Origin of the sequence: Paenibacillus mendelii (assembly GCF_024498075.1) — a bacterium.
GTDB classification, from domain to species: domain Bacteria; phylum Bacillota; class Bacilli; order Paenibacillales; family Paenibacillaceae; genus Paenibacillus_Z; species Paenibacillus_Z mendelii.
Genome location: NZ_JANHOF010000001.1, coordinates 563706 through 586001, shown reverse-complemented (window position 1 = coordinate 586001; position 22296 = coordinate 563706). Strand labels below are relative to the sequence as shown.

Here is a 22296-nt window from a genome sequence, read left to right as displayed (position 1 = left end):
TTCTTTGTTTTTGGCCGTAACTATGGTAATCTGAATAATTGAATCCATATGGCAAACGTATTATTTTGAGAGCGGAATAATTCTATTGGAGAAGGGATTGACGTGTATGTCTCAAGGCGACAAGATCAAGCTGACCAGCCTATCAAGTAAAGGGGGCTGCGGCTGCAAAATCGGGCCGGCCGATCTGTCTCAGGTGCTCCGTAATCTTCCTGCAGCAGAGCCTAATCCGAATCTATTAGTCGGACTCGACACAAGCGATGATGCAGGCGTATATAAATTAAATGATGAAATGGCCATTGTGCAGACGGTCGATTTTTTCACCCCGATCGTCAATGACCCCTACGATTTCGGCCAAGTGGCTGCGGCCAATGCGATCAGCGATATCTATGCGATGGGCGGAAAACCGCTTACGGTATTGAACATCGTTGCATTCCCGATCCATACGCTGGACAAGCAGGTCTTGACCGACATCCTGCGCGGCGCGGCCGATAAAGTGAAGGAAGCGGGAGCCACGCTAGTCGGCGGGCATTCCATCGACGATAAAGAGCCCAAATTCGGCCTTGCTGTAACGGGTCTTGTCCATCCGGATAAAGTAAGGACGAACGCAGGAGCGAAGCCAGGAGACAAGCTCATCTTGACCAAGCCGATCGGCGTCGGGATTCTGACGACCTCCATTAAGAACAACAAGCTGGATGATGAAGAGATTGCGAGGGTGACCAAGGTCATGACGACGCTTAACAAAGCGGCTGCTGAGACTATGGAGCCTTATGACGTTCATGCTTGCACCGATGTGACGGGGTTTGGCCTGCTGGGCCATGCTTCGGAGATGGCGAAGGGCAGCTCCGCCGGCATCCGCATATCCCGATCGCTCGTTCCCGTGCTGCCTCGCGTGCGTGAATTAGCAGAAGCCGGCTTCGTGCCCGGAGGGACGAAGAACAATTATGCCCATCTGGAGGGCTCGGTTACTTTCGCAGAGGAGCTGGATCAGATCGATCAATGGATTCTGTGTGATGCGGTCACCTCAGGCGGACTTCTCATCTCGGTCGATTCGGCGCAGGCCGATACGCTGCTGGATCAGCTGCGCGGTGCAGGCGTCGATGCGCATCTGATCGGCGAAGTGACGTCCGGGCAAGCGGGACATATTACGGTAACGGCGTAGGTTAATCTAAAGGAGCTGTCAACACTATGTTTCAAGATCTCACCGTAGCAGAGCTGCTTGAACTTCAACGTAAAGGTGAAGTCGAATTGATTGATGTGCGCTCTCCGTCTGAATATGCGGATTCTACGATACCCGGCAGCGTGAATATCCCGCTCTTCGACGACGCGGAGCGGGCGGAGGTCGGTACGCTGTACAAGCAGGAAAGTGTGGATGCGGCCAAGGATCGAGGGTTGGAAATCGTCTCGCGCAAGCTGCCTGAATTTATACGCTCCATCGGCGATACCGAGCATTCGCGCAAGGTCGTCTTTTGTTGGCGCGGCGGTATGCGAAGCAAAACATCGGCGACCCTTGCTTCCTTGATGGGGCTGCGCATGTACAAGCTGAATGGAGGTTTTCGTGCCTATCGCAAATGGGTCGTTCAGATGCTGGAGAGCTACACGGAGCTGCCGCCCTGTTACGTGATCAACGGTTATACGGGTACGGGCAAGACGGAGCTGTTAAACCGGCTGGAGCAGCTGGGGTATCCGGTTATTAATCTCGAAGCGATGGCACAGCATCGGGGATCGATCTTCGGGCATATCGGACTTCGGCCCCATAATCAGAAATCATTCGAGTCGCTGCTCGTTCAAGCGCTGATTCGATATGAGAACGCGCCTTACCTGATCTTGGAGGGTGAGAGCAAGCGGGTGGGGAAAGCTGTTGTACCAGATTTTCTCATGCAAGCCAAGGAAAAAGGGACAGCGCTGTTTGTTGAAGTCCCATTCGAGGCCAGGGTAGCGAACCTGATTACCGACTATGATCCGAAGGCGCATAAAGAGGATTATCTCCAATCCTTTGCACGCATCGAGAAACGGATCCACACGCCAGTCGCGGCTGAAATCCGCCAATCGCTGGAGAGCGAGCGTTACGACGATGCAGCTCGATTGCTGCTAGAACATTACTATGATCCGCGTTATCAATTCGCGATGGACCAGTATGCAAGTGGACGGATCACGGTTCGTGCATCGAATCTGGACCAAGCGTTGAAGGATATTATAAAACAGCTGCCGAAGTTGAATTGATAGAGGATGGAGTGAGAGCCGCGCATTGCGCGGTTTTTTTGTTGAGATTTAGGTCATGCACTCCACTCATGTGGAGTGCTTAATATTGATGGGTCACAAGGGATAGTCGAGATGTGACGGTATGGCTCAAAGAAAGAATTGAAAAACTTGAAGCTCCATGAGAGATTGCGGAAAACCTCCCAAGCAAGTTAACGTGCTTGGGAGGTTTTCATATGACATGACACTGTTGCTCATATCTGTAATGATACACGCGAATCGTACCGCAGTTCACTGGTCGACATCGAACTGGACGATACCCAGACGCAGATGCTCCTATTCAGCGCCCGAAAGCATTGCAAGCTCACTCTTGAGCATAGCAGCCAAGCGAGAGTACGACCCAGGAGCTGCGTAAGGAAATCATCGAAGAAATTCAGAGCTTACGTTCGATCCGCGGCGATCTAATCGCGGAATGGCGAAAACAGTAAATTAATTTGCTTAAGTCCCGATCAAGCGGATGAGCCGAGAGTGGATATTGATTTCCCTCTTACGGTAGAATCAATAAACTTTTTAACGTTTTCGCTTATGCAGTATGACGAAGAGGATGCCGCCAGCCGTCACAAGAGCTATAAAAATCAGCATCATATTGCTGTAAAGCGCGGCTGATTGTCTTTTTACGGTTCCGACAAGGGGAAAGTCTATCCAGGGCTTCGTCAGCAGTCCGCCTACAGCGGCAATGCCAATTCCTTCAGCGAAGAAGCAGGCGAAGTTGAGCATTCCCATACCGGAACCGGCTTCATCCGATTCTAGTGTATTTGCGACACTTGCGGAAACGACGGTTTTTATAAACGACAGGCCGCCAAAAGTCAAAATCATAGATCCAGCAATCAACCAAGGCACCCGGTCCGTATAAAGCAGAATGATCAGAAAACCTGCAATAACCATACTTAATCCGGACAACATCGCGGCGGTATGGCCCCGGCGGTCGGCCAGCATCCCGCCAAGCATCCCGAACAAGATGACGCTCAACGTGCCGGGGAACAGAATAGCGCTTCCGATCAGGCCGGTCGGCATATCGTAAACCGCTCTCATCAAATAAGGCACCATGGAAATAAAACCGGCAACCGTGCCGATAAGCAATGCACCCAGGAACACACCGGAAAGATACCTTTTCTTCCGAAACAGAAACGGTTCCAGGAACGGCTCCCGGTGCCGGCGGAGATGAAGGACCAGAAGCGCGACCAGCACCAGACTTGCAGTCAGATAAACCCAATGGTACAGCGTCGTAAACAGCGCAAATGACAAGATACCCGCAGACAACAGTACCGCTCCGGTTATATCGAATGCTTTTCCCGGAGTAGTCTCGTCAGGCAGCGTTCGGAGTACGAACGGCAGAGCCAGCAACGACAGCAATGGCAACGCAAATAACAGCGACCAATGCATATAGCCGGAAACCGCGCCTCCGATGACCGGACCGAGCCCCTCGCCAAATGCCACAACTGTGCCAATCAGGCCGAAAGCCTTGCCCTGTTTTCCCGGTTCGACAATCTTGACGATCATCACCATAATTAGCGACGGAACGGCTGAAGCTCCAATGCCCTGAAAAAAGCGCGCTGCCAGCACGCCCGGATACCAGGCATGACTCAACAGACCGAGGACCGAACCGAAGCCGTAGGTCAGTATACCGAATAACAGCAGCTTTCTTAGGCCTGTATGTTCCGATATTTTGCCGTACACTGCGACGCCAATGGCGAATGATAGAGAAAAACAGGTGCTGATCCAATTGGCCGCTGACGGAGTAATGTGGAAATAAATAGAAATGTCTGGAAGTGAAACGTTAAACATAGTTTCGTTCATTACGCTGAAAAACGTCAAAACGCAGAGCCACAGGATGAAACGTGACGCCTGAGCTTCATTGTGGTGTTTCACTCGAATAGTACCCCTTATATGAAAGGGGAATCGCAGTTTATAGGGTCAATGATGCGCCTTCCCCTAAATGTTGTACCCTTGCCAAATTGTTTTGCCGCATGATAGCCTCCCAGATTCGAAAAAATAAGGAAATAAACCGAACCAATCGTATCATAAATCCGACGAAATTGCGAAAGCGTTCTTGATTGGAATCATCCGTCAAATCCGTACTTTTACCTTGGGAGGGGATTTTATTTTGGAGCGACAGCCTTTACCAGAATGGATCAAGACAGCGTCTGATGTACTCAATTCATTTCAATGGTTGAAGCAAGAACGAGCCAGAGAAAGATCAAGTATTTCCTGCAAAGGAAGGGCTTATGGTAATGAGGGGAGAAAGCTCCTTCGACCGGGATTTGTTTAACGGTCTGATCAAGAAGAAGGAACATGGAAATTGCAGGAATCAAAACGAAGCGTGATAAGCTGGAACAGGAGTTTGCGGCTAAGAAGGTTGAACGTGCTGAAATGGAGACGCCCCAGCAGTACATCCCGAAATGGCGGGATGTACTCGAGGCAGCAAGCATTGCTAAAAGGAAGATGATGCTTCGCACGATCATCGGCGGTATCCGTGTATACCATGACCGGGTTGAGGTGGCGTTCAAGCTCCGTTGGGAGTCCGTTGTCGTCGGGGGCGTAATGTGCCACTGTCTTTACGTCAATTTCACGCACTCCACACATGTGGAGTGTATAATATTGATGGTATGAAAAGAGATGTGACAGTACCGCTCAAGGAAGTTGAAAGATAGGCAGACGAGTCACGTTGAATGCTGCGTGAGGATTGAAAGGCTGAAAGATTGATGAATAAAGGGATGCAGGCGATTCGCAAAGCTAATAATTTAGTGCGATCTTTGATAAGATAAAAAAGATATTTATTAATATTGAGGTTTAATAAAAGGTGAGGGTTCAAGTTATGCCAAAAAACGATAATATGTTGGCAATCCTATGGATGCTGAATTCGGGCGTTAAAATGACCGCAAAACAAATATCCGAAAAGTTAGAAATAAATATAAGGACAGTCTATCGGTATATTGATGCGCTAGGTGCCAGTGGAGTGCCTATAATATCCGACACTGGTCATAATGGCGGGTATAGCTTGCTGAATAATTTTATCAGAGCACCTCTGCTATTTGATATTGAAGAAAAAAAAGCACTTCTTCATGCTGCTGTTTTTGCAAAAGAAGCCGGATACCCTTTGAGTGAGGCATTAGGTAATGCGACATCCAAATTGAAAATGTATTCGAATCAGGAACAGGAAAGTGTTCTCATCCGTCATTTAGCCGGATTTGAAGTTATAAACCGTATGGGAGACCCTTCTATTCAGCCAGTATTGGCGGAATTGGAGCAAGCTGTAGCAAACGAATTCTCTGTAGAAATTGATTATCGCACACGCCGTGATGATCAACCCAAGACTAGGGTGATAGATCCCTATGGAATGGTTTACTGGAACAATAAATGGTATATTGTTGCATTTTGCCACCTGAGGAATGAGATCCGCAGCTTTCGGGTAGAACGGATTTTACAAATCAAGCGTACTCAAATCATATTTAAGCGTTCCGAAGCTTTTTCGGCCCGGGAATTTTTTATGCGAAATCTATTACCTGATTTAGTCGGCAAGGACGGGTTAATTTCTTTAATTATCGAAGGTAGGTCAGAGGCGTTGGATGACTTATGCCTGCATTGGTTTTTGGGGCATCATCTGAAAGAGCGTACATCAAATCAAGCAATCTTTTTACTTGAGGAAAAATCAATTCATACCTATGTTCCTTATTTTCTCTTATCCTACGGGAAATCCATTCAAGTAATCGAACCACAGAGTTTGAAGGAAAAACTTGTTGGTGTTGTGTCGGAGTTAATGGAATATTATCAACTTTAATAGCTTCACTGACAGCGGATGTCAGTGAAGTCATTTTATAATGATGATAATCATTGATTACCGATGGATGGTTGGTATCACTTGATGAATTGTAAAATAAGGAGAACTTGCAAATGAATAATACGGTATATCTTTATGTGTTTGACACAATGGCAGACTGGGAAATAGGTTACTTAAATGCCGAACTGCACTCGGGAAGATATTATAAAAAGGGGCTGGCCCCATCAAAAATAGTTACCGTGGGAATTGATAAGACTCCAGTAACTACAATGGGCGGATTGAAAATACTGCCTGACATCAAATTGGATGAGTGCAGCATTGAAAGATCAGATCTATTGATTTTACCCGGTGGAGATACATGGACAGAAACCATTCACCACCCCCTCTTAAAAATCGCTGAGAGGTGTTTAAGGGAAGGTATATGGGTTGCAGCGATTTGTGGTGCTACAATGGGACTTGCCCAAACAGGATTGCTGAATTCACGTGGGCATACAAGCAATGATCTAGAATACCTTAAAATGATCTGTCCCACTTATACAGGAGAAAAGTATTACAAAATGGAGTCTGCTGTAACTGATGGAAAACTGATCACAGCATCTGGAATAGCTCCGTTGGAATTTTCTGTACACATCTTGAAAGCTTTGGATGTGTTTTCTCCAAAAGCATTAGACGCCTGGTATAGCCTTAATAAGACTAGTGATTCTAAATATTACTATGAGTTGATGAATTCAATACAATGAAGGTATCAGCATTTAAGGAGGAGTAAAAATGACTGAAAGCATAAAAGATATGGGAGTGTCAGGTAAATATACAAAGAATGGAACACCCAACGGCTTTACATCTATTACCCCATTTATAACAGTGAAGAATCCTTCTGAAGCAATAGAGTTCTATAAAACTGTTTTCAATGCAAGGGTTAAGGATATTACTGAGTATCCTGATGGAAATGGGAAAAAATAATTGTTCATGCGGAATTAGATATTGGAAATGGTTTTTTACAGCTGGGAGCAGCGAATCCGACTTATAAATTGGCCATGCCGCCAGATGAAGCCAATGCGTGTTATTCTTTAGGAATTTACGTAATTAATGTTGACCAGGTATTTGAAAATGCGGTAGCAAGAGGAGCAAAAGTAAGGGAACCGGTTGCAAGCTTTGTTTCAGGTGATCGATTCGGAAGTATATTGGATCCTTTTGGAGTAAGATGGTCTATTATGACTAGGATTGAGGATTTGTCAGAAGAAGAAAGTAGTCGGAGGGTTGCTGAATGGGCCAAAAGCTTTAGTAGAGAATAAATGCAATTACTGTTGAAAAAGCAATCTTTCGAAAATATACCATGTCGCCAAGGGGCTACCAGCTTCATACGGCATCATTATCACCGCCACAAGGCATGTTGAGTGTGTGGCGGTGTTGGTTTGGAACGGAACTGAAGAGAAGTAACATTAACAGCCCTTCTAGTGAAGGGCTGTTATATCGTTTATACTGATAAAACCAATTTACTTCTTAGGAGTTGTCTAGCGAATCATGATAAAGAAAGAAGTCGCGCATATACGCAAGCAATTTAAGCTGGATCACGATATGATGATTATTAACGACATTCTCAACCTGTATATTATGAAGGAAAGCAACGAGGTCTATCATTGGGAGCGCCAGGCGTTTGCTCTGGTGGATAGAGAGAAGCAGGAGCTGTATATGGGGAATTTCAAAAAACTGCTGACCGGAGAATTGGATCAGAAGTTGTTCGAATTGAAGTTTCAGGAGGAAGCAGAGGATCCAACGCGAGTGCTGCTTCACCAAGGTTTGGCGACAGGCGATCCTGAAGAATGGAAGGACCTGATGCTGCTGTTGGTGGATAAAATGTTGGTGGATGCCAAGTATGAACAGGATACAGTAGTCACGTTCGTTCGTGGACAGTATTTCCGGCCGACCAAGGGCAGAAATGAAGAAGCCGAAGAGAGCGGGAAGGACGAACTGTTCGCGCATCCGTTCATTCTATGCAGCGTGAATTCCACGGAGAAGCAAAAGAAAACCCTCTTGTTCGATTATGTGGAGAGGGAATTTAAGTACAATGTCATTGTAGATCCGATTATCAAGTTAAGTTCGCCGGAGCACGGGTTCTTTTATCCTAGCGTGACGGATAACTATTCCGATGTGAACCGCATTCTGTATTGTACGGCAAAATCGAATTATCCAGATCCGCATTTCATCGAACAGGTCTTAAATGCCGAAAGATCCATGACGGCAATGGAAGAGAGGGCTATTTTCGAAGACATCGTGAAGGAAGTGGTGGGCGAACAACTCGACGTAGCCACTCTCGCACAGGTGTACGAGGAGATCCACCAGGTAATCGAAACCAACGAAGATGAGGAAGAACCCCCAAAGTTGGATTATAAAGATGTGGAACGTGTGCTGACAGTAAGCGGCATAGAGAACGTGACGACGGAAAAAGTGGAACGCGCGTTTCAAACGATCGTCGACGATAGGAACTATGAAATGAAGGCAAGCAGCGTTATGCCGAAATTCACTTCAAAATCGATTAAGATCGATACAAAGGTAGCCTCGATTTCGGTCAGCCCGCAGGATTTAAAGTATGTGAGACAGGTGAATTATCAAGGGAAACGATGCATCCTGATTGAGATCGACGAAGATGCCGTAATCGAAGGATTTACGCTCAATACAGAGACGTTATAGACTCAGTTGACAGCGTTGGTTAATGCGGTTGCAGCCTTTGAATAGGTCGGCGCATAATGTGTTCTTGAGGGAAAGAAAATATTAAAATAAGACAACAGCGAGGAGAGGAGATCGTCTTGCTAGAGGATAAGTCACCGGGATGGTGCTCATCGTATAAAGTTTGTTCACACTGTCTACTCGACACATGTGGAGTGCTGTTCACTGTTAGTGTGGCAGAACAATTAAATCGGAGATGTAGTGGCGAAAATAGTAAAGAGGGGCGGCGAACCCCTCTTTTTTGTTGAACAAAGACTGTTAATTTGGTGACTTTAATCAGTCTTGTAAAATAATTCAGTCTGTCACTGTCAATATCACTACTTCCATAAGCATCTGAAAATAAATCCCTATAGTATCAGTCTTTAAGTTATAGTTAAGTGTCCATATCCCCCAGAAGAAAATTGAGAAATGCAAATACTTGTATTTAGTATGATCGATACGTTGGTTATTGTATTATGGATAATAGAACGACTGCCTCAATAGGTATTAATAATATGAACATAGGAGGAAACATGTCCTGGAGTAAATTGAAGCAGCAACTGGAGAGTTTTCTCTGTCCTGCGTTATATGGAAGGGTCGAATATCGTGCAACCAGCTACCGTTATTTACCTGATAAAGCAGGACTTTGTTATATTGCGGTAGATAAAAAGAACGTATTCAATATGAGTGATATAACTACCTTAATCAGATGGTATCAGACGGAGCTGGAAATTAAGAATGATTCAGATATCCAAATACCTATCAACAATGAAGAAATTGAAGCGGTCAGAAAAGATACCAAGGGGGTCGTTCCGGAGGATCGTCTAAAAGTAATTGCGAGAAGTAGAAAAATATCAGAATATGCAAAGGAACTTCTGTCAGCACAGTCCTCATTAAGTAAATCAAATTTTATCGTTGTAGCTAATAAGTTTTTATCCATTTCTATAGAGGAAAGCCTTGAAAGCAATGATATCTTATTGAATATTCTAGCTTTGGTGGACAGACGAGTTGGAAAAAAGCGGATTTTAAACATGACCGAGAAGATGAAGTTAAAGCATCCAATTGTGCAGTATTTCTATAAACTACGGCTTAGTACATTATGAAAATAAATAACTCATTCACCTCCAATCGAGAGCCCTGGAAAACGAATACAGTATCTGTAAAATGAAACCCAGTGTCCCGCAGGGGCTGAGCGAGGTGACGGCTATTGCTGCAGGACGTGGTTTCTCTCTGGCGTTGAAGTTGGACAGAACGATCGTCTTATGGGGAGATCCTTTGTTTGAAGAGTGCCTAGTAGCCGTTCCATCTATCCTCGGTCCTAATCCAACCGAGTGAAATCGAGGGTTGCCCAAACTGGTTTAAGTCCAGAAACACGATTTCCCCGCTTGTTACATAACTATGGTTAAGATTAGGAAATCGATACCCTATCGTAATCGCTAGCCCTTCAACCACCGCATTAACCATCGCATCCGTATTATTCGTTGTAAACAATACATGTAAAGATCCGACCTGCTCAACGAGTTTATCGAAAACGTGATGCGTCTCATCACTATATAGAACGAAAGAGTAAGGGAGTAAATCTTCCGGTATGACGTTTTTTTTCGATGCGAGTGGATTATTTTTGCCTACGCAAACGAAAATTTTCTCTCTTGAAAAATGGCTCGAATACATATCTGGTATCATTCGTTCTTAATGTGTCCGTATTAACAAATACCAAGCCAAGATCGATTTTATTTAAATGGATGTCTTCCAAAATGGCTTTGGAGCTGTTCATAGCAAGGTCGAATTGGATACTTGGGAAATCCTTTTTAAAACCGGCTAAAGTTTTTACACTGGGGCACGTTCAACAATATGGCTGCGTGGTGGGATTGTATGGAGAGCAATATCGCTTCGCAAAAAACAGCGGAGAAGGCAGGTTTAATTCAATCACATCGTTATAGATTGAATTGGTTCCACTTTTAATACAACAATCATTTAGAGCAAATGGCGGAGGGTTGAGATGGTCGAAAAAAACATCGATGGCGTGTCATTTGAGCTGAAAGAGGATTTTGATTTTTCTTTTCTATCCCAATATGGAAAAGTATTTACTGTGTTCGATAAGCAGGATTCTGGCTATTTATGTTTTGGAGTTCAGAATGAAAATAATAAGCTGTTCTTAAAGATGGCGGGCGCGGCAACGTTAAGGAGCAGTATCACTAAAGAAACAGCAATAGAACGACTGAAATCGACCGTTTCTATTTACAAAGATTTACGTCATCCCAAGCTCATTGAAATCATCGAACACAAAGAGATCAATCAGGGGTATCTAACCGTCTTTGAGTGGTTTGAAGGCGAATGTATGGGCAGACAATATGATTCTTTCGATAAATTTGTAAACTTGCAGTTAGAAGAAAAGATGGATATGTATCAGGATATCCTTAACTTCCATCAACATGTTAACGAGCGTGAATACATCGCAATAGATTTTTATGATGGTTGCATCATGTATCAATTCAGTTCATGCCAGACTATGATTTGCGATATCGAATTTTACAGCAAAAAACCGGTCATGAATACGCTAGGCCGGATGTGGGGGTCAAGCCGGTATATGTCACTGAAGAATTTCAATTAGGTGCAGAAATCGATGAAAGATCCAATGTGTTTCTTATGGGGGCTGCCGCATTCCAGTTGTTTGGCGGAGGACGTGACCGTTCGTTGGAACAATGGAGAGCGGATGAAGAGCGGTATAGGATTGCATTGAAAGCCATCAATCCCAATAAAGAAGATCGCTACCAATCTATTGATGAATATATAGAAGCATGGACCCATGAGAATGAGTACTTTATTACAGAAGTGATGTGAATGAGTTTTTGATGGAAATTTCAGCAATAACAACAATCGTGGATTCATGGAAGGTGGAAGCTTTAATGGACCGTCAGGGCACACTGGCGGTTTTTTCCCGTTCTCTGTGTCAGAGCATACCGATGGCGCTTTCCTTGCGGATCAAGTGTCGTACAACAGGGCGATCTCAACACGGGAGTTGTTTTTATAAAAATTTCTTAAGCGTGCAGTGCAGCGAAAAATGCGTTCAGGCCGTCTAATAAGGCGGAGGTGATAATCCAGTGAAGCCGGCCGGCTCGAATAACAAGGAAAAATTCCCGAAGGATCCCTCTCTAGCGCTGGAACAGCTCATGGAAAGCTTCGGCTCGACGATCATTCGCACCGCTTATTTTTATACCGGCGATCGGCATCTTGCCGAGGATATCAGCCAGGAGGTATTCCTGCGCGCCTATCGCAGCTGGAACTCGTTTCGGGGAGATAGCGCAGTCAAAACCTGGTTGACGACGATCGCCATCAACGTCTGCCGGGACAAGATGGGCGTGCGGATGTTTGCGGAACAGCCGACCGATCCCAGCCGGATGGAGCGGGGACGGACATTCGACGTAGAAGACGAGGCGCTAAGAAGATTGCAGAAAAGCGAGATTTTACAACATTTGCTGCGCTTGCCTCTGCCGTATCAGGAGGCTTTGTATCTGTATTACTATCTGGACCTGGACACACGGGAAATTGCGGAAGCGACGTCGTCGCCCGAGGGTACCGTGCGAAACAGGCTGCACCGGGCGCGCGAGGCGCTAGCCCGTGAAATGCGCAAGGAGGAGACAGCCGATGACGGACATGGAGCGTAATTTGCATCAACATTTGCGAAAGGAGTCGGATGATATGTTGTTTTCCGGAATGGAATTGAGCGATAGCATTAAACAGAGGATCAAGAAGCAAGCCGCCGCGGAGAAGAAAAGCCGCCGATTCGTTCTTCCGAAAGTCTGGCTTGCGGGAGCGGCGGCACTGGTCGCGGCGGTTGTCATCGCGACGGGATTGCCGTCGCTGCAACAACCCGCGGCAGTACCGGCACCAACGGATAATTCGGCGGGAACCGTCCTGCCCGGAAACGGAAGTGCAGCAGGTTCGGAGTTATCCCAATTGATTACAACACAGTTCGGTTCAGTGGAGGATGCGAAGACGGCATTCGGAGCCGGGGTGCTTGTTCCCCGAGTCGCACCGGAAGGCTTCGAGCTGGCGGAGATGGTCGGCGTGGGAATGGAAGGTGAACCGCTCAGGGATTTGAACTTCACTTACGCTTCGGGTGAAAAGACGGTGACGTTCAGCGCGAGCCGCATGCCAGCGGCATTCCCGACGGACATGTTCACACCGACGCAAGTAGGGGGAGCGGAGGGCTATATTTTCGAGCAAGCCGCGTTCACGGAGTTGTTCTGGGTGGTTGACGGGATTCAGTATGGCGTAGCCGGCCCGATCTCGGGCGACGAGGCCATGAAGGTCGCCGAATCGGTCGAGCCTTAACGATTCGCCTGCCAAAAGGTTGCAGAAAAAATGGAGCTGTCCCTAAGGTCGTAGACTTGACCTGAGGGACAGCTTCTTATACTATAGATCCTTGTCTCGCTGCTCCAGAGGGGCTTATGGCGGGACTTGCACCCTCCCCTAGTAATCTGTTATAGGATGTAATAAGGAAAATGACATAATCAAGTATATATACAGCATGGTAGTGATCAAGGTGTTCAATCAGACGACATTATGCTTTCAAAAATAGAGGACATCTGTAGACATCTATTAACGGAATGACCTCGACTTGTATAAGGTATCGTATAATTACATGACCGCATATAACATCATTCTGCAGTCGACCTTTCTTGCCCATTCGTATTCGGCAATAACTGGGGAAGAGGCGGCTATAATTTATACAACGCTTTGGAATTAAAAGCCCCCGAATTGGTCTTACGGCATTTTATTGACAAGTAGCCTTTTCGATTTATTTCGCTGGAGCAGCTTCCGGAGTATGCCGGCGATCACATTTTCTTGACGATAAATGCTGAGGGAGGCGGTGATAAACGGGCAACCGAGGTAAAACAAAGCGGTATCTGGGATCGTCTTCCGGCCGTTAAGGCCTATCGCGTCTACGAGGTTGATATTCGGTTATTCGGACCAGGAGATCCCATATCGCTTAACAAGCAACTCGATCTTCAAGTCGAAATGCTCCAGTCTGGAGGCGGAAGGTAGGGGAGAGAGGAACCTTCAACCGCTAGATAAATCCTAGTGTAAGGGAATTTCCGCGGCTTCGCTGACAGCAATGAGGTCACGTGCTGCCACCAACTAGAATCAAATCATAAGAACATGAAACGACTTGACAATCACCCATATAACCCTATAATAAAAAGGAAAATTATTCCTTCGAAGGAGGCTATTATTCATGATCAAAATCTACGGTAGGTGCCGCCGAGGGTAACATGTAATTGGTGTTCTTGTCCGAATCTATATTTTCATTCTCAAGCTTATCTTTTATCAGTAAAGTCCTTCATGGACTTACGATAAATAGGAGCGATAAGGAGTGAATAGATAGATGAGGTATAAGAATGCGGAGTTTCTTCCTGCTGAATTGCTAGCTCAGATCCAGGAATATGTGAGTGGTGAATATTTGTATATTCCCCGCAAAAAAGGCGATGAAAAATCGTGGGGCGAAATCAATGGCAGCAAGCGAAGGTATGTCTTGCGCAATAGAGAAATCTATGAAGCTTATTATGCCGGCAAGAAGGTAACGGATCTGGTCCATGAATATTTCCTCTCCGAGAATACGATCCGAAAGATTATAGCGATTGAAAGACAAAAATGATGATTCACTCACAGAAAAGCTGCATCTGGTGATAATACCGGTGCAGCTTTTCTATTTTCATACAGAACTGTTTTGGGAATTGTAACCGGGTTATGGGGCTCATATGATAATAGGATACAATCATTAAGGAGGTTTGTTATATAAGTGCAGGAGCAACTCGCGGCGATTTATGGGCGGAGGAAATGATGAATCCGTCCCTATCCATGAAGATTGATGATGCCATGAAAAAATGGAGCTTCAACGGTATCATCTATGTTACGCACATGGGTGAAAAAATGTTTGAAGGCGCCTATGGCCTTGCTGACTTTGAAGATCATATTCCCAATACGATGGATTCCACCTTCTATATCGCCTCTGTCACGAAGCAGTTTACTGCGGTCTGCATCATGCTGCTGTACGAAAAAGAATTGCTTGATATTGAGGATACGTTAGACAAGTATTTGCCCGAATATACTCATGCCAAGGAAATCACCCTTCGCCAGCTGATGAATATGTCATCGGGTATTCCAGACTACTTGAACGATGTGATCAACGACCGGTTGTGCGAGGAAGAGAAAGCGACAACACGCTCCTCACGCGATTTCTTTATATACAGTAAGAAGAGCAAAGGTGAATACTTTACAGTGGAGAATGTTCTGCCTATGGTAAACGAGCTTCCGCTGCAATTTACACCGGGAGAGAGGATGCAATATTCCAATACAAACTATGTTTTTCTTGACCGTGTAATCGAGAGTGTCAGCGGTAAATCCACTGACGATTATCTGCGTGAAAATATCTTCGAACCCCTAGGCATGACGCATACCTGTGTGGGGTCGCAGCACTCAACTTCGGTTAGTTATGATGATTTCGATGGGGAGCGGGTGCGGCTTGGACGCGGCGAGCTCTGTGCAGGCGATGGCAGTATCGTTACCACAACGGAGGATCTATCCTTGTGGCTTAACGCGGTATTGGATGGAAGAATACTAAGTGAGAGCAGTTGGAGACAAACGTTTGAAATAGTTCACAATGCGTACGGATTTGGTTGGCATCAGGATGGATGCTGGTATTGTCACGATGGTGGAGATTTAGGTTATGATGCTTATGTGTATATTTGCTTCAAGAAGAAGCTGGCCATTGCAATGACGGCCAACATTCCGAGCGGCAGGCGTCCGGGTGAATCGATTTTTTATAAATTTAAAGCAGCGGCACCCACAACGGGTCTCGTTAAAATTAAGCTTGCGATGATGAATTCAGGTGCTGAATTTCACATGTATACGGTAGATATCTATGATGAATCAGTGGGAACACTCCTTGCTTCCGTGGGTCGAACGCCAGCAGGCGATCCGGAAGAGGAAGTACTTTGGTCGCTCAAGAACGAAGGGGAGCCTGCGGAAGCAGAAACATTCAGTGTGAACGAAGGTCATCTCTATCACCTCGATTTACAAGAAATACTTGGTGAAAGGTTCTCATCAGCGGCTACTTATCATATTGAAGCCAGTGTGAGTGCCACGGACTATACCGTTGTTCATGCCGGTTATCACTCGGGTGAAGAGAATGCGTGGACAGACGCGATGGGCATGTATATCGGGACTGATTTAATAGAAGAAAGAATTCCAAAACTTGTTTATGAGGCAGTTGCGTTTCCCATAAATTCGTGATTCCGTGGTTTTGCTAATAAAATCTATATACCAACAGAAGAAAGGATGTCCACTATGAATCACTCAATGAACGCCGCAGAAAACACATTGACGAGCCGCGTTAAGGATTGGGTCGTAGATTCTGTCGGCTCGGATGCCAGCATAACATCCGTTCAGCGCCTGCATGGCGGTACCGCCTCTTCAATGCATAACGTTACGCTTCGTAATGCACAAGGCATTCAGAACGTAGTGCTGCGGCAGATTGATAACGCAGAATGGCTGAGCGAGGAACCGGATGCAGCGCTGCACGAAGCAGAGAGCCTGAAGATTGCCTTGAGTGCAGATATACCGACACCGGAAATCATTGCTTGGGATGAAACGGGAAGCATCTGTGGTATTCCCGCTGTCCTGATGACGAAGCTAGCGGGAACCGTGGACTTACAGCCGGTCAGCAGGAGTCATTGGTTGAGCGGTCTCGCACAGACGCTTACCCGGATTCATGCCGTTGAAGCGGACGGGTTCAAGTGGAATTATTTCACCTATAAGGAATTGTCTGCGCTGGAGATACCTTCATGGTCACGTCACCCGGAGCTGTGGCCCATTGCTTTCGACATCGTAAAGGGGCCGCGTCCTCACGTGAAACCGTGCTTTATTCATCGGGACTATCATCCGGCTAATGTACTGTGGACGGGAGACAGGGTCAGCGGTGTTGTCGATTGGGCGAATGCTTGCCGGGGGCCGAGGGGAGTCGATGTCGGCCACTGCAGGGTGGATCTGGCCCAGCTGTTCGACGTAGCCACAGCGGACGCATTCTTATGTGCTTACGTGAGCTATGCTGGTGAAGCTTTCAGCTATGATCCTTATTGGGACTTGGTAGCGTTCATGGATATCCTCTTCGGACCTCCAACCGTGTACTCGGGCTGGGCGGCATTCGGAATTACCGGTCTCACGGATGAAATGATGGAAAGGCGCTTGGACGAATATTTGCTGAGCCTTGTTAAACGTGTAACCGGATAGCCGGCGGCACCTACTTCTAATCCAGGAAGGCGATGATGATATGTTTGCCCGGACACTCAAGGAAGTCGAGCAAATGTCAGGCGGCAGCGGCCTGCAATCTCAATGGGATGAAATCGAGATTCGTGGCGTCTCGATTCATTCGAAGTCCGTGGAGCCGGGAAATCTCTTTATCCCGATTGTTAGAATCAAGGATGGCCATGATTATGCTGCCGAAGCTGTCGCAAATGGGGCAGCAGCCTCCCTCTGGCAAAACGATCATCCGAATCCTCCGCTTCATACGCCGCTTATCTTCGTTGACAATAGCCTGGAAGCTTTGCAATTGCTAGCAGGCGCCTACCGGGATCAATTGCCTGTGAAAGTGATCGGCATTACCGGAAGCAACGGGAAAACAACGACGAAAGACATGATTGATTCCATTCTGCGAACGACTTATAAGGTACATAAGACCAAGGGAAATTTAAACAGCCAAGTGGGTGTTCCACTGACGATACTGAACATAGCCGCTGATACAGAGTTTGCCGTAATTGAGATGGGGATGAGTGAGCGCGGACAAATCGAACGTCTATCACGAATCGCAAAGCCTGACTTAGCTGTCATTACGATGATCGGCGTATCGCACTTATCAACGCTCGGTTCACGCGAGGCGATCGCCGCTGCCAAGCTGGAGATCATCAAGGGGATGCCTCCGGGCGGAGTGCTCCTGCTTAATGGAGATGAACCCCTGCTTATGAAACGAATTGAAGAGTTGAAACAATCGATTTCTTCTATTTGCTTCGGGGAACAGGAATCCAATACCTATCGTGCAGTCTCCATATCCATGGATGCGACGAGCACTCATTTTACCTGCAGTAGGACTTCTTATCAGGTTCCCTTACTTGGCAAGCATAACGTTCTTAACGCACTTGCTGCCATAGCCGTTGCGGATGTTCTGTCCATGCATGTAGAGGACGTGAGGAGGGGCTTGCAGCAGCTGTCCATGTCCGGCATGAGGATGGAGGTCATCAGAGCCTCATCGGGGTTTACGATTATTAACGATGCCTGGAACGCAAGTCCGGTCTCGATGAAAGCAGCCATTCAGACATTCGAAGAACTAAGCGAGTATCCATGTAAAATAGTCCTGCTCGGAGATATGCTTGAGCTCGGTGAGCATGAACGAGTGTTTCATCGGGAGATCGGAAGCTCTATCAATCCGGAGCGAATTGATTATGTGTATACATTAGGGGATCTTGGGCGGGAAATTGCAAATGAAGCGGCAAAGCATTTTCCAGAAGGACGGGTACGGGCTTGCGATGACACCAAGGAGCTCATTCAAGAGCTCAGAAGCATGCTAAAGCCTTCCGATGCAATCTTGATCAAAGGATCGAGGGGAATGGCGTTCGAGCAAATCGTATCTGCGCTTACCTGAGCATGGCGATCATCGAGCGGGAGCGTTCTTATGAACTTGAACATATGAAACGGGTGTATACAGGATAATCTGTATACACCCGTTTGTTATTTTTATGCGAACGAAGTTACGGTCTTCAGCAGGGAATGGTCTGTCTGTTTGATCAGTTGGATCATGAGCTCTTTGGCGGCATCATAATCGTCGGTGTGAATCATAGAAGCGGAAGTATGGATGTAACGCGCGCAGATGCCTAGAGCTGCTGTCGGTACACCTTGTCCAGAGAGATGGACCCGGCCGGCGTCGGTCGCACCCGGAGAGATAAAGTATTGATACGGAATGCGATTCGTCTCTGCGGTATCCAGGATGAACTCCATTAGCTTGCGATTCGGTACAATCGAGCTGTCCAGTATTCGGATAAGGGTGCCGCCGCCGATCTGGCCGAATGCTGTCTTGTCGCCGCTCGCATCATTGGCTGGACCCGCATCAAGCGTGTAGCAGATGTCCGGTTGAATAAGCGCCGCGGCTGTCTGTGCGCCCCGAAGTCCGACTTCTTCTTGAACGGTTGCGCCCGCATACAGCACATTAGGCAGAGACGCATTCTTCAGCTCCTTGATCAGCTCGAGGGCGAGTCCGACGCCGAAGCGATTATCCCAGGCCTTGGCCATAATCTTCTTGCCTTCTGCCAGCGGCGTGAAGGGGCAGACAGGTACAATGGAGAGACCGGGTTTGACGCCCATCTCGATGGCATGCTCGCGGCTGTCTGCGCCAATGTCGATGAACATCGCAGTGATTTCAACGGGCTTGCTGCGTTGAGACTCCTCCAGAAGATGCGGCGGCGTTGAGCCGATCACACCCGGAATTCTCCCGTCCTTCGTGCAGATTTCAACCCGCTGCGCGAGGAGAACCTGGCTCCACCAGCCTCCGAGCGTTTGAAATTTCAGCATGCCATTATCGGTGATCTTCGTTACCATAAATCCGACTTCATCCATATGTCCATTGACCATCACTTTCGGTCCCGCATTATCGCCACGTAAGACGCCGAAGATACTACCGAGCCGATCCATTACGATTTCTTCTGTATGCTGCTCGAGCTGAGCGCGCACGTAGCGCCTAACTTCGTCCTCGTAGCCAGAAGTGCCGGGCAGCTCAGTCAGAATGCGAAACATCTCCATCGTTTCCTGTCTCATTGTATCCTCCTTCAAAGGTTAAGCTGTATATGCTCCTACCTTAATCATTCCATAACCGGCTGTCAACGTTATACCGCTAGCAGGAACCTAGAATTTTCAAAGATCTTTCATTGGATCAATTGGCGTAATGTAGATTGAACATATCAACGTATGGTATCATGATTTAAAAGCGAAAATATTGTTGAACGTCAAGTTACCTTTTGGAGGGAATTCTCATTACTAACGTCGCCGTGAATGATGCAATGACCATGTTACAGAAAACGAGCCGGACTTTCTATATTCCTATTAGCCGCATGGAAGCTGGCCTGAAGGAAGCCGTTTCTTCTGCCTATTTGTGCATGCGTGCTATAGATGAAATTGAGGATCATGTTGATCTGCCTGATAAGTTAAAAGTGGAGCTTCTGAATGGTATTCGTGATACGCTCCAAACCGCGGATCCTGTCAAAGAAACCGAAAAACTACTGTCTCCGCATGCGGCGGTACTACCGGCCGTGACGATGCAGCTCCCGGAATGGGTGCTTCTCTGCCCTTCTTCTATAGTACCAACCGTGATTCGTTACACGACTAAGATGTCTGAGCAGATGGCCGACTGGGTCGATCGAGGATTCAGCATCAAGACAGAAGAGGATCTGGACCGGTACACGTACAGTGTTGCGGGTATGGTAGGCGAGATGCTGTCCGAGCTGTGGCTGTGGTACGACGGCACCAAATCGGACATGGTGAAAGCCGTTGCTTTCGGAAGAGGCTTGCAAGCGGTCAACATCGTTCGTAATCGTGCGGAAGACTTAAGGCGCGGGGTAGACTTCTTCCCGGACGGCTGGGAATTTAAGGACATGCTGGCTTACACACGGCGTAATTTGAAGGTAGCCGACGAATATACGGCAGAGCTGAAGAAGGGGCCGGCCCTTGAATTCTGCAAAATACCGCTGGCGCTCGCCCACGCTACCGTGAAACTCATTGCAGCAGGCGGAAATAAGCTAACAAGAGACGCGGTATTGAAAATTGTGAGCAAATTGAATTAATCGGCACAACCATACCTGAAGGCCGCTGCTCGCCCCCGAGTTCTGGCCTTTTTTTGTTCTCATCAAGCCGATTCGAAGCCAGGTTCAAGAAAACCTGCTCAAGTCCATTGGAGAATTATGCTATCATAATAACTGGGCTAGTATTCGATGCACGAGTCTTGAAAGGATCATTCGGCGAGGAAAGCTCGAAAGTTAATGAAAGGAGTACAACATGGTTATCGGACAATTAGGCACGAACGAAATGCCTCCGATGGAATTGCTGCTGCTCGCGGATCCATCCGAGCGGCTGGTCACTGCATATCTGCAGCGGGGATATTGCTATGTCGCCGAAATGAATAATGAGGTTGTGGGGGTTTATGTATTGCTGCCCACAAGGCCCGATACGATTGAAATCGTGAATGTAGCCGTCGAAGAGAGCCATCACGGCCAAGGAATCGGCAAGCAGCTCGTCAATCATGCCGTCGAACAGGCGAGGGTGATGGGGTATAAGACCATTGAGATCGGCACGGGAAATTCAGGTGTCGTCCAGCTTGCCTTGTATCAGAAATGCGGATTTCGGATGACTGGAATTGACCGGGATTTCTTTATTCGCCATTATGACGAGGAAATTTACGAGAACGGCATACAGGTGATCGATATGGTGCGCCTGTCTCAGGATTTGTAAGGCGGAAGGGGATCATAACTAATGCATCCGACTGCCATACGGTATCACCGGTTCGGTGAGCCAACGGAGGTTCTGCGAATCGAGAGCAGGGACCTGCCGAATCTGAATGCCGGTGAAATACGCGTGCGAATGAAAGCGCGTTCTATTAACCCATCCGATTTGATTCCGATCAGGGGCGCCTATCCCCATCGGACGCCGCTGCCCTCCATACCGGGCTATGAAGGGGTAGGGATTATAGAGGAAGCAGGTCCTGCTGTATCGCAGTCGCTCCTTGGACAACGCGTGCTTCCTTTGCGCGGAGAGGGGACGTGGCAGGATTTCGTTACAGCTCCGGCACAATGGGCCATTGCCGTACCCGATTCTATTGAAGACGATCATGCCTGTCAATTGTATATCAATCCCATAACGGCATGGATCCTCTGTACGGACGTGCTCGGATTGCATGCGGAAGATGTTGTGATTGTGAATGCATGCGGATCCTCGATCGGGCGTATCTTCGCACAGCTTTCCTCGATCATAGGGTTTTCGCTCATCGCCATTACCCGAAATGACGTACATACGAAGGATTTGTTAGCACTGGGCGCCTCTCATGTGGTGGATGGTTCGCAAACCGAAGCCAAACAGGCCATCTTGGAGCTTACGAATGGACAACGTGCAGACGCGGCAATCGATTGTGTAGGTGGACTAGAGGGTGCAGCACTTCTTCGCTGCGTTCGGCCTGGCGGGACATTGATCAGCATGGGCCTCTTATCGGGCATTTCGGTCAATATCGCGAAGCACGCGCTTGGTACCGGAGTCCATGTCCGGCTGTTTCATCTCCGGAATTGGATGCAGACGGTAACGGCTGATAGATGGCAGGAAACGTTTCGGAGAGTGATTTCTTTAATTGAACGCGAGCAGTTGAAACTCATGACGATTAGGGAGCACTATCATTTTCATGATGCAATTAAGGCCATTCAAGCCGTGGAGACTCGAAGTGGAGTGGGGAAGATTGTGTTGACCAGCTGATG

22 protein-coding genes and 1 pseudogene are annotated in these 22296 nt (G+C 47.2%); 20 read left to right on the top strand and 3 right to left on the bottom strand.

Translation table 11 applies throughout. The features are described from left to right. Positions 1-106 precede the first annotated feature (106 nt). Positions 107-1159 carry a selenide, water dikinase SelD gene (gene selD, locus NNL21_RS02500; protein WP_204815869.1) on the top strand — a complete coding sequence of 351 codons (1053 nt, stop codon included), beginning with the start codon at positions 107-109 and terminating at the stop codon, positions 1157-1159. A gap of 26 nt (positions 1160-1185) precedes the next feature. After that, positions 1186-2220 carry a tRNA 2-selenouridine(34) synthase MnmH gene (gene mnmH / locus NNL21_RS02495; RefSeq protein WP_204815868.1) on the top strand — a complete coding sequence of 345 codons (1035 nt, stop codon included), beginning with the start codon at positions 1186-1188 and terminating at the stop codon, positions 2218-2220. Positions 2221-2766: 546 nt separating this feature from the next. On the opposite strand, the gene NNL21_RS02490 is transcribed toward mnmH, so the two are convergent. Continuing rightward, the gene (locus NNL21_RS02490; protein WP_204815867.1) at positions 2767-4125 is read right to left on the bottom strand and encodes an MFS transporter; all 1359 of its coding nucleotides are present in this window, start codon (positions 4123-4125) and stop codon (positions 2767-2769) included. A 423-nt stretch (positions 4126-4548) separates the two neighbouring features. Here NNL21_RS02490 and NNL21_RS02485 point away from each other — a divergent pair, with 423 nt between their 5' ends. From NNL21_RS02485 to NNL21_RS02460, 6 genes and pseudogenes are all read left to right on the top strand, one after another. Next, positions 4549-4866 (top strand): hypothetical protein, encoded by a 318-nt coding sequence (locus NNL21_RS02485; protein ID WP_204815866.1) that lies wholly within the window; start codon positions 4549-4551, stop codon positions 4864-4866. 205 nt (positions 4867-5071) lie between these two features. After that, the gene (locus NNL21_RS02480) at positions 5072-6034 is read left to right on the top strand and encodes a helix-turn-helix transcriptional regulator (RefSeq protein ID WP_204815865.1); all 963 of its coding nucleotides are present in this window, start codon (positions 5072-5074) and stop codon (positions 6032-6034) included. 113 nt (positions 6035-6147) lie between these two features. After that, the gene (locus NNL21_RS02475; RefSeq protein ID WP_204815864.1) at positions 6148-6774 is read left to right on the top strand and encodes a type 1 glutamine amidotransferase family protein; all 627 of its coding nucleotides are present in this window, start codon (positions 6148-6150) and stop codon (positions 6772-6774) included. 28 nt (positions 6775-6802) lie between these two features. Beyond that, positions 6803-7326: pseudogene (locus NNL21_RS02470) on the top strand (VOC family protein). A gap of 229 nt (positions 7327-7555) precedes the next feature. Then, complete coding sequence (locus NNL21_RS02465) at positions 7556-8722, top strand: DUF4317 domain-containing protein (RefSeq protein WP_204815863.1); 1167 nt, start codon at positions 7556-7558, stop codon at positions 8720-8722. Positions 8723-9270: 548 nt separating this feature from the next. Beyond that, a complete protein-coding gene (locus tag NNL21_RS02460; protein WP_204815862.1) occupies positions 9271-9840 on the top strand; it encodes an SF0329 family protein in 570 nt (189 codons plus the stop codon). A gap of 187 nt (positions 9841-10027) precedes the next feature. On the opposite strand, the gene NNL21_RS36730 is transcribed toward NNL21_RS02460, so the two are convergent. After that, positions 10028-10408, bottom strand: a complete 381-nt coding sequence (locus NNL21_RS36730; protein WP_373567532.1) for a LysR family transcriptional regulator substrate-binding protein — start codon at positions 10406-10408, stop codon at positions 10028-10030. 328 nt (positions 10409-10736) lie between these two features. On the opposite strand from NNL21_RS36730, the gene NNL21_RS02455 reads away from it, so the two are divergent. From NNL21_RS02455 to NNL21_RS02415, 9 genes are all read left to right on the top strand, one after another. After that, a complete protein-coding gene (locus NNL21_RS02455; protein WP_204815860.1) occupies positions 10737-11348 on the top strand; it encodes a serine/threonine protein kinase in 612 nt (203 codons plus the stop codon). A gap of 83 nt (positions 11349-11431) precedes the next feature. Further along, positions 11432-11578 (top strand): hypothetical protein, encoded by a 147-nt coding sequence (locus NNL21_RS02450; RefSeq protein ID WP_204815859.1) that lies wholly within the window; start codon positions 11432-11434, stop codon positions 11576-11578. A 260-nt stretch (positions 11579-11838) separates the two neighbouring features. Continuing rightward, a complete protein-coding gene (locus tag NNL21_RS02445) occupies positions 11839-12402 on the top strand; it encodes a sigma-70 family RNA polymerase sigma factor (RefSeq protein ID WP_256555020.1) in 564 nt (187 codons plus the stop codon). Next, positions 12383-13072 (top strand): DUF4367 domain-containing protein, encoded by a 690-nt coding sequence (locus NNL21_RS02440; RefSeq protein WP_204815858.1) that lies wholly within the window; start codon positions 12383-12385, stop codon positions 13070-13072. Before NNL21_RS02445 ends, NNL21_RS02440 begins: the two co-directional genes overlap by 20 nt. 513 nt (positions 13073-13585) lie before the next feature. Then, positions 13586-13786 carry a hypothetical protein gene (locus NNL21_RS02435; RefSeq protein WP_256555019.1) on the top strand — a complete coding sequence of 67 codons (201 nt, stop codon included), beginning with the start codon at positions 13586-13588 and terminating at the stop codon, positions 13784-13786. A 340-nt stretch (positions 13787-14126) separates the two neighbouring features. Next, the gene (locus tag NNL21_RS02430; RefSeq protein ID WP_204815857.1) at positions 14127-14396 is read left to right on the top strand and encodes a CD3324 family protein; all 270 of its coding nucleotides are present in this window, start codon (positions 14127-14129) and stop codon (positions 14394-14396) included. Positions 14397-14578: 182 nt separating this feature from the next. Next, positions 14579-16033 (top strand): serine hydrolase domain-containing protein, encoded by a 1455-nt coding sequence (locus NNL21_RS02425; protein WP_204815856.1) that lies wholly within the window; start codon positions 14579-14581, stop codon positions 16031-16033. A gap of 54 nt (positions 16034-16087) precedes the next feature. Next, complete coding sequence (locus tag NNL21_RS02420) at positions 16088-17029, top strand: phosphotransferase family protein (RefSeq protein ID WP_256555018.1); 942 nt, start codon at positions 16088-16090, stop codon at positions 17027-17029. 40 nt (positions 17030-17069) lie between these two features. Beyond that, positions 17070-18434: a UDP-N-acetylmuramoyl-tripeptide--D-alanyl-D-alanine ligase gene (locus NNL21_RS02415; RefSeq protein WP_204815855.1), complete on the top strand. Its 1365-nt coding sequence runs from the start codon at positions 17070-17072 to the stop codon at positions 18432-18434. A gap of 92 nt (positions 18435-18526) precedes the next feature. On the opposite strand, the gene NNL21_RS02410 is transcribed toward NNL21_RS02415, so the two are convergent. Then, a complete protein-coding gene (locus NNL21_RS02410) occupies positions 18527-19600 on the bottom strand; it encodes a M42 family metallopeptidase (protein ID WP_204815854.1) in 1074 nt (357 codons plus the stop codon). 242 nt (positions 19601-19842) lie between these two features. Here NNL21_RS02410 and NNL21_RS02405 point away from each other — a divergent pair, with 242 nt between their 5' ends. From NNL21_RS02405 to NNL21_RS02395, 3 genes are all read left to right on the top strand, one after another. Then, a complete protein-coding gene (locus NNL21_RS02405; RefSeq protein WP_204815853.1) occupies positions 19843-20622 on the top strand; it encodes a squalene/phytoene synthase family protein in 780 nt (259 codons plus the stop codon). A 211-nt stretch (positions 20623-20833) separates the two neighbouring features. Beyond that, positions 20834-21286, top strand: a complete 453-nt coding sequence (locus NNL21_RS02400; RefSeq protein ID WP_204815852.1) for a GNAT family N-acetyltransferase — start codon at positions 20834-20836, stop codon at positions 21284-21286. Between the two features lie 21 nt (positions 21287-21307). Continuing rightward, positions 21308-22294: a zinc-dependent alcohol dehydrogenase family protein gene (locus NNL21_RS02395; protein ID WP_204815851.1), complete on the top strand. Its 987-nt coding sequence runs from the start codon at positions 21308-21310 to the stop codon at positions 22292-22294. Positions 22295-22296: the final 2 nt, after the last annotated feature.